Annotated in this window: 11 protein-coding genes; 10 read left to right on the top strand and 1 reads right to left on the bottom strand. The window is 60.3% G+C overall.

The window, feature by feature from the left end:
• The first annotated feature begins 115 nt into the window (after positions 1-115).
• From DSC_RS12850 to DSC_RS16230, 3 genes are all read left to right on the top strand, one after another.
• The gene (locus DSC_RS12850) at positions 116-2,269 is read left to right on the top strand and encodes an adenosylcobalamin-dependent ribonucleoside-diphosphate reductase (protein ID WP_014161610.1); all 2,154 of its coding nucleotides are present in this window, start codon (positions 116-118) and stop codon (positions 2,267-2,269) included.
• Between the two features lie 64 nt (positions 2,270-2,333).
• A complete protein-coding gene (locus DSC_RS12845; RefSeq protein WP_014161609.1) occupies positions 2,334-3,203 on the top strand; it encodes a TSCPD domain-containing protein in 870 nt (289 codons plus the stop codon).
• Positions 3,204-3,287: 84 nt separating this feature from the next.
• Entirely contained in the window at positions 3,288-4,184 is an 897-nt protein-coding gene (locus tag DSC_RS16230; protein WP_014161608.1) for an ImmA/IrrE family metallo-endopeptidase, read from the top strand.
• 312 nt (positions 4,185-4,496) lie between these two features.
• Here DSC_RS16230 and DSC_RS16915 read toward each other — a convergent pair whose 3' ends face one another.
• Positions 4,497-5,276: an SDR family NAD(P)-dependent oxidoreductase gene (locus DSC_RS16915; protein ID WP_014161607.1), complete on the bottom strand. Its 780-nt coding sequence runs from the start codon at positions 5,274-5,276 to the stop codon at positions 4,497-4,499.
• 907 nt (positions 5,277-6,183) lie between these two features.
• On the opposite strand from DSC_RS16915, the gene DSC_RS12830 reads away from it, so the two are divergent.
• The 7 genes from DSC_RS12830 (at position 6,184) to DSC_RS12800 (ending at position 13,049) form a co-directional block, all read left to right on the top strand.
• On the top strand, positions 6,184-7,458 hold the full coding sequence (locus tag DSC_RS12830) for an aromatic ring-hydroxylating oxygenase subunit alpha (protein WP_043290670.1): 1,275 nt from the start codon (positions 6,184-6,186) through the stop codon (positions 7,456-7,458).
• A gap of 43 nt (positions 7,459-7,501) precedes the next feature.
• Entirely contained in the window at positions 7,502-8,017 is a 516-nt protein-coding gene (locus DSC_RS12825) for an aromatic-ring-hydroxylating dioxygenase subunit beta (protein ID WP_014161605.1), read from the top strand.
• 84 nt (positions 8,018-8,101) lie between these two features.
• Entirely contained in the window at positions 8,102-9,283 is a 1,182-nt protein-coding gene (locus DSC_RS12820; RefSeq protein ID WP_014161604.1) for a thiolase family protein, read from the top strand.
• 24 nt (positions 9,284-9,307) lie between these two features.
• A complete protein-coding gene (locus DSC_RS12815) occupies positions 9,308-9,676 on the top strand; it encodes a Zn-ribbon domain-containing OB-fold protein (protein ID WP_014161603.1) in 369 nt (122 codons plus the stop codon).
• A 69-nt stretch (positions 9,677-9,745) separates the two neighbouring features.
• Positions 9,746-11,326: a class I adenylate-forming enzyme family protein gene (locus DSC_RS12810; RefSeq protein ID WP_014161602.1), complete on the top strand. Its 1,581-nt coding sequence runs from the start codon at positions 9,746-9,748 to the stop codon at positions 11,324-11,326.
• A gap of 43 nt (positions 11,327-11,369) precedes the next feature.
• Entirely contained in the window at positions 11,370-11,744 is a 375-nt protein-coding gene (locus tag DSC_RS16220) for a PaaI family thioesterase (protein WP_014161601.1), read from the top strand.
• Between the two features lie 123 nt (positions 11,745-11,867).
• Positions 11,868-13,049: an ABC transporter substrate-binding protein gene (locus tag DSC_RS12800; protein ID WP_014161600.1), complete on the top strand. Its 1,182-nt coding sequence runs from the start codon at positions 11,868-11,870 to the stop codon at positions 13,047-13,049.
• Positions 13,050-13,328 lie beyond the last annotated feature (279 nt).

The following is a 13,328-nucleotide window of genomic DNA, read 5'->3' as shown; positions in this document are numbered from 1 at the left end:
CATCCGGCCCGGCGCGCGGCGACCACGCACGCGCCGCCGGCCCGGCAAAACCCACTTTCGCTCCCGTGCCCTTGCGGCGCGGCGGCATCATTTTCACTAGGGAGAGCTTCAACCCATGAGCACGGTGCGCCTTGAGGCGGTCAAGAAAGAAGAACCGGCACGTGTCATTCCGATGCAGCCGGCGTCCCAGGACATCTGGGACAAGAAGTACCGCCTGAAGAGCAAGGCGGGCGTGGCCATCGACGCCGACATCGACGGCACCTACCAGCGCGTGGCCCGGGCCCTGGCCGATGCCGAGCCCACGGCCGAAAAGCGCAGCTACTGGTACGAGCGCTTCCTGTGGGCGCTGCGCCGCGGCGCGATCCCGGCCGGCCGCATCACCTCCAACGCCGGTGCGCTGGAACACAAGCCGGCCACCAGCACGATCAACTGCACCGTCTCGGGCACCATCACCGACTCGATGGACGGCATCCTGGAAAAGGTCCACGAAGCCGGCCTGACCCTCAAGGCCGGCTGCGGCATCGGCTATGAATTCAGCACCCTGCGGCCCAAGGGCGCCTTCGTCGCCGGTGCCGGCGCATACACCTCCGGCCCGATGTCCTTCATGGATATCTTCGACAAGATGTGCTTCACCGTGTCCTCGGCCGGTGGCCGCCGCGGCGCGCAGATGGGCACCTTCGATGTGTCGCACCCGGACGTGAAGGACTTCATCCGCGCCAAGCGCGAGGACGGCCGCCTGCGCCAGTTCAACCTGTCGCTGCTGATCACCGACGGTTTCATGCAAGCGGTCGACAGCGATGCCGAGTGGCCGCTGGTATTCCCGCTGAGCAGGAAGGAGGAAGCCGAGTTCGACCTGACCGACCCGGCCAAGGTCGTCTGGCGCGAATGGCCCAATGCCGACCAGTACATCAGCCGCGACGACGGCCTGGTCGCCTGCAAGGTGTACGGGCAGATCCGCGCCCGCCACCTGTGGGACATGATCATGGTCTCCACCTACGACTTCGCCGAGCCGGGCTTCATCCTGATCGACCGGGTCAACGAGATGAACAACAACTGGTGGTGCGAGAACATCCGCGCGACGAATCCTTGCGGCGAGCAGCCCTTGCCGCCGTACGGCGCCTGCCTGCTGGGCTCGGTCAATCTGACCACCTTCGTGCGCGATCCGTTCACCGACCAGGCGCGCTTTGACTGGGAGGAATACAAGGAAGTGGTGCGCGTGTTCACCCGCATGCTCGACAACGTGGTCGAGATCAACGGCCTGCCGCTGGAACAGCAGCGCAACGAGATCCTGCGCAAGCGTCGCCACGGCATGGGCTTCCTCGGCCTGGGCTCGGCCATGACCATGCTGCGCATGAAGTACGGCAGCGCGCCGTCGTGCGCATTCACCGAAGCGGTCGCCCGCGACATGGCCGTGGCCGGCTGGGAAACCGGCCTGGCCCTGGCCCGGGAAAAGGGCGCCGCCCCGATCATGGAAGAGCGCTTCGAGGTGACCGCGGCCATGCTGCGCCAGCGCCCGGAGATGGAAAAGGACGGCTGGCGCATCGGTCAGCAGATCGAAGGCAAGGTGCTGCACGCCAGGTACAGCCGCTACATGCAGCGCATCGCCACCGTGGCTCCGGACCTGGTCGAGGAACTGGCCGAGGTCGGTGCGCGCTTCACCCACCACAGCTCCATCGCCCCGACCGGCACCATCTCGCTGAGCCTGGCCAACAACGCCTCCAACGGCATCGAGCCCAGCTTTGCCCACCACTACAGCCGCAACGTGATCCGCGAAGGCAAGAAGTCCAAGGAAAAGGTCGACGTGTTCTCCTTCGAGCTGCTGGCCTACCGTGAGCTGGTCAACGCCCGCGCCATGCCGTTTGCCGAGGACCCCGACGCCGCACTGCCGGAATACTTCATCGCCGCCGACGACATCCATCCCAAGGAACACGTGGATGTCCAGGCCGCCGCGCAGAAATGGGTCGACAGCTCCATCTCCAAGACCGCCAATGTCCCCACCGACTACCCGTACGAGCAGTTCAAGGACATCTACCGCTACGCCCACCAGCAGGGTCTGAAGGGCTGCACCACCTTCCGCTTCAACCCGGCCGCCTTCCAGGGCGTGCTGGTCAAGGAAGCCGACCTTGAGAACACCACCTATCGCTTCGAGCTGGAGGACGGCTCCTTCGTCGAAGCCAGGGGCAACGAGCAGATCGAATACGACGGCGAGATGCACACCGCCGCCAACCTGTTCGATGCCTTGAAGGAAGGGTATTACGGCAAGTTCTGACAACCCGCGCCGCCGGCCCCTTTCAGTTTCTTCGCATCATCCAAAGCATTCAGGACACCAGGCCATGGCCATCAAGATCGACCAGAAAATCAAGGGCTACGCAGTGCTAAGCCCAGAAGACAAGGCGCGGGATGCCGCGCCCCAGGTGCCTGCCGAGTCGGTCAGCCGCACCGCCGCCGAGGCCGAGCTGCCGAAGGCCGAAGTCATCCAGATGCACGAGCGCATCGAGCGCCCGGACGTGCTGATCGGCAGCACCTACAAGATCAAGTCGCCCATGGTGGAGCACGCCTTCTACGTGACCATCAACGACATCGTGCTCAACGCCGGCACCGAGCACGAGCACCGCCGCCCGTTCGAGATCTTCATCAACTCCAAGTCCATGGAGCACTTCCAGTGGATCGTGGCCCTGACCCGCATCATGTCGGCCGTGTTCCGCAAGGGCGGCGATGTGACCTTCGTGGTCGATGAGATGAAGGCCGTGTTCGACCCGCGCGGCGGCTACTTCAAGGCCGGCGGCGTGTACATGCCCTCACTGGTGGCCGAACTGGGCGCCATCGTCGAGGAACACATGAAGTCCATCGGCCTGCTGCACGACCCGGAAATGAGCGACCACACCCGCGCCATGCTGGCCGAAAAGCGCAAGCAGTACGAAGACCGCTCAAAAAAAAACCCTGAAGTAACAGCAGTCCCCGGCAACGCCGCGGCTGCCCCCTCCCTTTCACGCAGCGAAGGGGAGGGCCGGGGAGGGGTCGCTCCTGCGCCCGCGCCCCTCCCCAACAGCACCGCCGACCACGAAGAGGACATCGCCGTCACCGGCGAAGGCGCCAGCTTCCCGCCCAGCGCCACCATGTGCCACAAGTGCAATACCAAGGCGCTGGTGATCATGGATGGGTGTGCGACGTGTCTGAATTGTGGGTATTCGAAGTGCGGGTAATTCGGAGTTCAATGGACGTAATTTCGAAATTGTCCAAGCTGAAATTCTTTGAGAATTGATCTGGAACGAAATGGGGCTGACAAGATGAAATATTTCAAGGGGTCAAAACTAAATGCTCGCCGATCCTTGCTTGAAAATCCCTATGCTCATTTAGAGCAACTGGAAGATCCCATTCCAATGTACTCGACGGAGGCTGATGTGGTCTCCGCTAGTCGTAGGTCGCCCAAAAACCAGTATGCACAGTTGGACGGCGATGGTCGCTTGTCTGCGACAAGTCCATTCGCTGGTGAGGCGAGGCGTTCTGTGGACTCATTTGAGAACGTTGAGCGCATTGCGATAGACCTTCAGCGGAATATTTGGCATGAGCGTAATCGCCTTTGGCCGAACGGCGTACCGAAATCCGCAATGGCAATGTTAGATCCATCCAAAGCCTCCGCATTTCTTGGTTACGAATTTGAAGTTGCAGATACACTTGGTGTTTACTCAGATCGTCCGGGCAAGATCGCTGTTGCGGGTCAGATCGATAGGATTAAGAGGCAGATCCGAATTTCTGCAGAGTTCGACACGCCTGTTCAGATGTTTACGGCAGCTCATGAGGTTGGACACCTGTTGCTCCATCCTCACCTTAATCATCTGCATCGTGATCGTGGCTTAAATGGCTTTGGTGTGGCGCGCGATAGGGTCGAGTTAGAGGCCGATAAATTCGCTGTTTATTTCCTGCTTCCAGAGAAGTTGGTGAGGAAAGAGTTCGAATCAAGCTTTATCACGAACGCATTTTTCTTGACTGAAGAAACTGCATATGCGTTGTTGGGAAAGCCTTCTCATGAATTTGGGAAGCTCCTGGGGAATCGGCGGAAGTTGTCTCGATATTTGGCATCGGCAAAATCCTACAACGGTTTAAATTTTTACTCGATGGCGGAGCGCTTTAGCGTAACCGTTGAAACGATGGCGATTCGGCTGGAGGAGCTCGGAATCGTCTAGGGTAGGGGCGGGGTGTGAACCGATTTAAAGACCAGAGTTCTGCAAAACCGAGGCAGAGTCTGAGGTATCCCACGTTTTCATGAGGGCCCAACCATCTGATCAAGCACATGTTCCGGGAGTTCTCGCAGCCGCAGTGGTCACTGCAAAGCCGGTTCCGTGGGGCGACGTCGGCCGGCGCTTGGCGGCGCGCGCAGGGGTAGGTACAGCTTGCTTCCCCATTCGGGTGGGTTCCCCACCCCGAAACCGGTCCCTCGCAGCCCGGCCAGCCATTCACCATCGCTGGCCGGGGCACTGAAACGCCAAACAGCGCGCTCAGTGCAGGCTCAAGCCTCCGGAGACGCTGATCGTTTGCCCGGTGACGAAGCTGGCGTCCTCGGAGGCGAGCCAGGCCGCCGTTCCCGCCAGATCCTGGGGGTGTTCGAGCCTTGGGATGGCCGACACCTTTGCCAGCTCCTCGCTCATCTGCTTGAAGTCGTGCTCCTGAACCGTTTCGCTTTGGGTCAGACCAGGAGAGATTGCATTCACTGTCACGCCGAATCGGCCCACTTCAAAGGCAAGGGCCCTGGTAAGACCCACGACGGCGGCTTTGGAGGTCACGTACTGCAGGCCGTTGCCGCGCCCCATGTATACCGTGTCTGACGAGATATTGATGATGCGGCCCCAGTTCTGCGAACGCATGTCCGGGAAGACCTCACGGGCGCACATCCACATTCCCTTGACGTTGACGGACATGACCTTGTCCCAGTCCGCTTCGTCCAGTTCGTAAAACGGACGCGCGGCCCGTTCCAGCCCGATGTGCCGCAACATGATGCCGGCGTTATTGACCAGAATATCGACCTTGCCGAAACGTTCCCGCGCCTTGCCCACCATCTCTTTTATCTGGCTGGCATTGGAGACATCGCACACGATCGGCATCACCTGGCGATCTTCGGTTGCAATTTCTTCAGCCGCCTGCCTCAGCACGTCCTCGGACGTACCACAGATGACCACGTTGGCGCCTTCCTGATAAAGGCGCTGTGCAATGGCCTTGCCGATCCCTCGGCCGCCTCCGGTGACAAGGGCGACATGCTCCTTCAATCTCTCACAGCTCATTTTCGATGCTCCTTTCAGTGATATATCTGGAGTCAGATTAAGCCGTACGTGGTTCTTCAGGATGTGAAGCGGATGCCCCACGACCGGGTGATTTCCGCGAGTGCCGCATGTCAAGCCGGTTGTCGCATGATTGATGCGGCTTTTTGAGCTTCGGTCGCTCGTCGCGACGACTGCTTTTCTCTGTCGGGATTCAACGCCACCGCGTGATGCGACGTCAGTTACGGGTTCGAACGCTCCAACGTGTCGGGCTGACCTGACCTGCTTGCTGGGTACAGCGCCTGGGCGAGCCTGGAGGAGAGCCGCATCCCGCCAGCCTGGCGCTGTTGCGGGCTTATGTGGCCGATGTCGCTGTGGTGGTGCTGGATGCCGTGCGATCAATGCAGGGCGGCGGCACGCCCGCTGGCGTGCTCCCTGCACGCCGGGCGAGGCCTCGATCATCCGCGGTTCATGCTCCCGCGGTCACCCGCCGGCTGCTGCGCCGTCCGGCCTTTGCGGGAGGCGCTTGCGTGGTGGACCGGCGGAGTGGACCCGCGACTGGCGCGCATCCCCATCGAGCGCGCGTTGGGTCCACATCCCCCCGGCAGGCGATCCCCCCGGCGGGCGGTACGGCTCTGCCGGGGCTGGCCACCTGCAGTTCGATCCCGGCCGCCCGGATCGGGCCGGGGGCCGATATCACCAGGCCTGGGCTGATCGTGCGTGCCGACGCGGCAGCTGGTCTGCCAGCCAGGCCCGAAGCGCTCGGAACATAGCCGGCATGCGGCGCTGGCTGCTCGATCGGGCCATTCAGCGGGCGCCGGGCAACGGGTCTGCCGACCCTGCGGTTGCTCTTGACTCACCCCGGATTTCGTGATTGACTAATTTGACCAAGCGGTTGCTTGGTAAATTTAGATTACATCTGGAGAACGTCATGTCATTACCAATTCCCGCGATCAATGTTGACGAGGTGCCCAACTATCGTGATCTGATCCGCAGGGATCGCGTGCACGGTTCCCTCTACACCAGCGCGGCGGTTTACCGAGACGAGCTGGAGCGGATTTTTTACGGCGGTTGGGTGTACGTTGGCCACGAATCGGAAATTCCCGAAAAGGGCAGTTTCGTGCGGCGCAATATCGGCGAAGAGCCGGTCTTGCTGGTGCGTGGCAAGAGTGGCGAGCTGATGGTGCTGAAGAACCGCTGTGCCCATCGTGGCAACCTGGTGTGCAGTGAGCAGACGGGCAAGGCGAAGAACTTCATGTGCCCCTACCACGGCTGGATATACGGCCTGGACGGCAGCCTGCTCGATGTGCCGTACCCGAAAGGCTTTACCAAGGACCGCGAGAGCTTCGGCCTGCAGGCCTTGCCATTGGTCGAGAGCTACCGGGGTTTTGTCTTCGCAAGCTTCAATCCCGATGCCGGCACCCTGGCTGATCACCTCGGCAACGCGACAGACGCCCTTGACCGCGCCGTCGAGATGTCGCCCTCCGGCGACCTGCGGCTGACTGCGGGCTGGGTGAAGCACAAGTTTGCCGCCAACTGGAAAATGTTGCCCGAAAACGATACCGACGGCTACCACGTCAACTACGTGCACGCCTCCTTCGCCAAGGTCATTCGTTCGCAGTATGACGAAGCCACGATGATCGCCGAGGACGACGTCAAGTCCCAAACCATCGACTGGGGCAATGGTCACACCGAGCTTAATTTTGCGCCGAGCTACACCAGCGAGTGCCAATGGCTGGGTCTTCCCAACGCCTCCCGCTTCCCAGACTACGTAAAGCAGCTGGAGGATGCCTATGGGCATGAGCGCGCACACGAAATCCTGCGCGCAGGTCCGCCGCATGCGGTGATCTTTCCGAACCTGTTCCTGGGTGAAATGAATATCGTGATTTTTCAGCCCGCCGGCCCCAACGAATGCGTGCAATGGCACACGCCTCTGTTGCTCGGTGATGTCTCTGACGCGCTCAATGACCGCATTTTGCGTCAGTCAGAAGCGGCGATGGGGCCTTCGGCGTTCTTGCTGGCCGATGACGGGGTTATCGCTGAGCGGCAGCAGATGGCGCTGGCCGATGGTCGGGCCTGGCTGGATTTGAGCCGCGGTGAAGAGCGCGAACAAGCACGTGAGGACGGCTCGATCATCGGACACATTACCGACGAAACGACCAATCGGGGCTTTTGGCGTCACTACCAGAGCGTCATGAGTCGTTAAGGGCGATGAATCGTCCGAACAGAGAGTCCAAGAAGGAGCCGAAATGCAATTAGTGTCAAATGATGAGCAGCGTCAGATTGAGGCCTTCCTCTATCGCGAGGCGCGGTTGGCCGATGAATCACGCTATGAGGCATGGGAAGCCCTGGTCGATGACGACATGTACTACTGGGTGCCCACGGGCGACAATAAAGAGGGAGGTGGTTTTCAGGTCTCTGTGACCGCTGACAACCGTCAGCGCCTGGCGACCCGCATCGCTCAGCTCAAGACCGGAATGCGTCACTCCCAGCTGCCAGTTTCCCCCATGCGTCGGGTGCTGTCGAATATCGAGATTGAGGCGGTCGAAGATCCCGTCAAATCAGGCGCTCGTGAGTACCGGGTGGGTGCCAACTTCGTACTCTATGAGCTTCGTGCCCAGTCCACTCACAAAATGGAGGTCTGGCCCGGAAGGGTAGAGTACGGCCTGCGGGCGGGCGACGCCGGCGACTTCAAGATGTTCTCCAAGAAGGTCATGTTGGTTCACGCGTCCGAGCCGCTTTCCACGTTGGGCTTCATAATTTAAAATAAAGTCGTAGTGGGGTCGACCTGAGCCGCTAGCGCTCTGGTCGGCCGGAGTTTTGTGCTGAAAGCAGCTTGGGGGGAGGTAATGGGGAAACAAGGGAGTGCCAAGTCGGCGATCGTCGGGCTGGGGCTCAGTGAGCTCTCTCGCGAATCGATCGGTAGTTCCCGGAAACTGGCTGCCGACGCGGTTCGCGATGCCATGGCTGACGCTGGGCTGCGTCCTTGCGATGTTGATGGCCTGTTGATCAACCGGAGTCCGTTGGCCGATCCGGACAGCATGCCCTTGACCTTGCAGGACGACCTTCAGCTGGCGAACCTGCGCCTTCTTTCGGGTATCGAAGGGCAGGGCTCTTCTGCGGTGCAGATGATTCAATATGCTACCGGTGCCATTGAAGCCGGGATGGCTGCTACCGTGGTGTGTGTGTTTGCCGACACGCCCGTCCAGTCACAGGGAGGGGGGCAGGCCTTTGCAGCGCCGCTGGCAATCAGCGGCATTCCGGGGTGGGAGGCGCGGTGCGGTCTCTATGGGGCGCCTGGTGCTTATGCTCTGGCTGCCGATGAGTACCTTTCCCATTACGGCCTGGACCGAGACTGCCTGGGTGCGGTGGCTGTGGCCGATCGGGCATGGGCGATGCGCAACCCCCAGGCGTTCTTGCGCAAGCCTCTGGATCTTCTGCAGTATCGGGCATCTCCCTGGGTGGTGGAGCCATTTCGGGTTCTGGATTGCGCCTATCCGGTCAATGGTGCCGTCGCAGTGGTGGTTACTTCGGCTCGACGTGCCCCGGACCTCACCGAGCGGCCCGCCTACGTTCACGGTATGGGCCAGGGGCACGCGGGCAGCGCGGCGCAGGCCGAGGCGCAGGGTGGCTTGCCGCCCTTGGGTGCCAGGCTTGCTGGTCAGATTGCCTACCACATGGCTGGAGTAGAGCCTGGGGATATTGCGGCCTGCCAGTTCTACGAGGCTTTCTCGATCACGACGCTGCTTGGCTTGGAAGCGTACGGCTTCTGTGAGCCAGGTACTGCGGGGGCCTTCGTCAAGGCGGGCGAGACTTCACCCGGCGGTCGATTGCCCTGTAATACAGGTGGCGGGCATCTGTCAGGCTACTACCTGCAGGGGATGACGCCATTGGCTGAAGCCCTGATCCAGATTCGACGCCAGGGCGGGGAACGCCAACTCGATAATGTGGCTTTGCAACTGGTGACGGGCAACGGCGGTTGCCTCGACTATCACGCCGCTTTGCTGCTCGGGTCGGAGCCGCGCCTGTGAAGCTGGCCCGCCGGAGATAATGTTATGAGCGTTGAAAGCTTGCTGGTCAAGGATCATCCCTTCTATCAGGGATTGCACCGGGGCAGGTTGCTGTATCTGCGCTGTGACACTTGCGCTCGGGCCTTGCCGTACGGCGCGGGTCTGTGCCCGCACTGTCCGGAGTCCACCATCGGCTGGGAGCCCAGTGCCGGCCGCGGAGAGGTGCGGGCACGGGCGACCTACCATCGTAGTTACCGCGAGGACCTGCCCGCGCCCTACAACGTAGTGATTGTGCAGCTGGACGAGGGCCCCAGGTTGCTAGGTCGTTTGTCGGTGGAGGCCGACTCGATCATGGCAGGGGCGCGGGTACGGGCGCAGATCGATAATGAGGAACTGTTGTTCGTCGCCGAATAATAAACAGCCAGCGACGACGCTGGCGGAGGCGGGCCCCTTTAAGGCCCGTGACATCATGGGAGGGTAGCAATGTTGCCTCGCGACTTGCTTGTACGTTGTGCGCAGAATTTTCCGAACAAGGTCGCCTATCATTGCGGCGACCGTTCGGCGACCTGGTCGCAGATCAACCGTCGCGCCGATCAGCTTACCGCCGCGCTGCAGCAATTGGGTGTCGGTCAGGGCGATACGATTGCCATTCTGACCCACGAGACCATCGAGGTCTACGAGCATTTCTTCGCCTGCATGAAGATGGGTGCAGTGCGAGTTGGCCTCAACTGGCGCTACGCTGCGGAGGAGATGCGCCACGTTCTCAAGGACAGCAACGCAAGGGCGGTGATCGTCCAAGCCAGCTGCAGGGAGATGATCGAGCCGTTGTTGCCGGACCTTGCCAGGGCAGGCGTTCTGGTGATCGGCTTTGGCGGCGATCACGGGCTGGAGCTGGATTACGAAGCCGTGATCGAGCGAGGTGTCAATGATGTGCCGCAGTATCCGGCTATCGCTGCCGCTGACGCCCTGCTCGTAAGCTATACCTCCGGCACCAGCGGTCTCCCAAAGGGCGTGGTGCTTACCCATCATGGATTACATGACGCCATCATACAGGACGTGGTATCCACCGGATTTACCACGGATGATGTCTTCTACGTTCCCGGTGCTTCCGCCTGGATCGTGGTTGTATTGAACCTGTGGGGGCTGGCCAACGGCATGACCCATGTGCTGCCCGATGGTGACTTCAATCTTGCGGAGTTCTTGCAGGATATTCCGCGCTATCGTGTCACAAACGTATTCATGGTCCCCACCATGATGCGTTGGGTCGCCCGGGAATATGCCACCGGTAATTACGATTTCTCGTCGGTAAGGTTGATTTTGTTTGGTTCCTCGCCAGCCAGCCCAGCGTTGATCCGCGAGGCCAGCGAGACCTTCGATTGTGACCTCATGCAGTCCTACACATTGACCGAGGCTGGCGGTGTCTGGATCACGATCATGACTCCGAAGGACTACCGCCAGGCGCTGGCGGATCATCCTGAGCGGCTGAAGTCCGTCGGTCGTTGTCGGGTGCATTTTGAGCTAAGCATCCGCAGCGATGATGGGATGGAACTGGCGGCTAACGAGCCGGGTGAGCTGTGGGTGCGTGGCCCGGTCATGAAGGAGTATCTCAACCTGCCAGAGAAGACCGCGGAGGTGTTTCCGGGTGATGGTTGGCTGCGGACAAACGACATCGCACGAAGGGACGAAGACGGCTATATCTACCTGCTTGACCGACAGAGCTTTTTGATCATCACTGGTGCAGTGAATGTTTTTCCATCCAGTGTCGAAGCGGTATTGAGTCTGCATGAAGATATCGAGGAAGTTGCCGTGGTTGGCGTGCCACATCCCGAATGGGGCGAGGCTGTGGTGGCGGTGGTCAGGGCGCGCGAGGGCGCGGATTTGACGCAAGCGGGTGTCCTAAAGGTGTGCGAGCGACGGCTGGGAAAGCCGGAAATTCCAAAGCTCGTGCTGTTCGTCGACGAACCTTTGCCCAAGACCCTCTCCTCGAAGCTGCGCAAGAAGGATATTCGCAGTTGGGTTCTGGATAACCCGAGCCTTGTCCCTTGGACGATGGAAGAGGCCTGAGCCTGATTGCGGAACAGTCATGAGACACCCATTACTGGTGGATATGGATTCGGGGGTCGTCGTCCCCTGTAATGGAGATCTTGGCCTGGAGCTCCTGGAAGCGGAGAACGGTATTGCTCGGTTCATTTGGTTACCCCGCGAGCGTGCACTCAACGGTAATGGCGTCGTGCAGGGCGGCTATATTGCAGCAGCCTGTGACGCAGCCATGAGCTATGCCCTCGCGTCCCGCCTGGAGAACGCTGAAGGCTTTACTTCGGTGAGTCTGTCTGTGACATACCACCGCCCGCTCCATCTGGAGACCGCGGAGGCGCGCGCGGAAGTGGTGCGGGTCGGTCGACGGACGGCCTATCTGGAAGCATCCCTGAAGGTGGAGGGGAGGCTTTTGGCCAGCGCAGTCAGCACATTGTTGATTTTCTAGCGTTGAGGAGACAAGGAAACGAAGCGCCTGGTTCAGGGACGAACGTCAAACATCGGTGATGTACGCCTCGAGCTACATGCGAGCGTTCTCCTAAAGACGATTGACCTTAAAAAGGCAATAATAATGAACCTACTGGAATCTCTAACGAAACTGGCCAAACGGGCTGGCAGTGCCTCTTTAGTCGTAGTCGCGGCCTTGGGTTTCATCGCGATGCCCGCCATTGCCAAGGATCCCATCCGCATAGGGGCGGTGACGTCGGCCACCGGCCCCGGATCCTTCCTCGGGGACCCTGGGTCGAAGGCCCTGAAACTGATGATCGAACAGGTCAACCAGCAAGGTGGTGTCCTTGGACGCCAGCTGGAGCTGGTGCTCTATGATGACGCCAGCAACCCGGAGCGAGCCCGGAGCATGATGCAGCGGCTGCTTACCCAGGATCGGGTGAGCGTGGTGATCGGCAGTAGCCTCACCGCCAATTCCATGGTAATGGAAACCCTGGCGGCCCGCCACGGCGTACCACAGGTCGCCCTGGCTGGGGGAGGCGTGCTCACGAATCCGGTAAAAAAATGGTTGTTCACCATCCCCGAAAGCGACGTGATTGCTGCTCATGTGTCTTATGAGGGCATGAAGAAAAGTGGAATCAGCAAGATTGCCTTGCTTTCCAGTGCTGCAGGTGTTGGTCGTGCATCACGAGAGACTTACATAGAGCAGGCAAAAAAATACAACATCAAAGTTGTCATGGACGAAACCTATGCAGCGGGCGACTCGGACATGAGTGCACAGCTCACCCGCATTCGCGGCAATCGGGACGTCCAGGCCATTATCAATCTCGATGCCGGTAATCAGCCGGCGATCGTGGCTCGAAATTACGCTGCCCTGGGGATTAAATTGCCACTCTATACCCTGCATTCCCAGGCTGCTGCCGAGTTCCCGGAACTGGCTGGACGGGCCTCCGAGGGTATTCGGGTTCCCGGACCGGCCATGGTTGTTGCCGAGCAACTGCCGCAGGGATCGAAGGTTCGCGACATGGGAATGACGTTTCGGAGCCTCTATCAGAAGCGTTATGGCCGGGTACCGAACATGCACGCAGGCTATGGCCACGATGCCGTAACGGTTGTGGTAGACGCGATTCGCCGGGCGGGCAGCACTGATCCCGCCGCAATTCGTGATGCGATTGAGCAGACCCGCGATCTGGTGGGTGTGACCAGTACCTTCACCTACGGTCCCAATAGCCACGGCGGCATTTTCAAGAATCGAGGGATGCGTCTGCTTGAGATTCGGGACGGCGGCTTCGTTCTCGTAGACTGAATGGAAGCAGCGGTCACGTTGGCATTAGAGAAATCCCAGCAGAAAATCCCTAGTCATGCCAGCATGCGCCGGTCGCGCTGCCCTGTTACCCGGGCATGGCGCATAAAGTAACCATGCCTGCAACGAGACGATGGCAAGCAGTCGGCGGACATGCCAAAGTTGGTCCAAGAAGTCAAGATTTGATAACCGCAATTACCGCAAAGCATGCAAATCCGACGCTTTGGGAAGGTCCCGGCAATTAAGCTATTTCTCGGTGGTCCCGAGAACATCGCGGAGGTT

It is taken from the genome of Pseudoxanthomonas spadix BD-a59, from assembly GCF_000233915.3.
Taxonomy (GTDB): domain Bacteria; phylum Pseudomonadota; class Gammaproteobacteria; order Xanthomonadales; family Xanthomonadaceae; genus Pseudoxanthomonas_A; species Pseudoxanthomonas_A spadix.
This window is presented reverse-complemented; position numbering and strand designations above follow the sequence as displayed.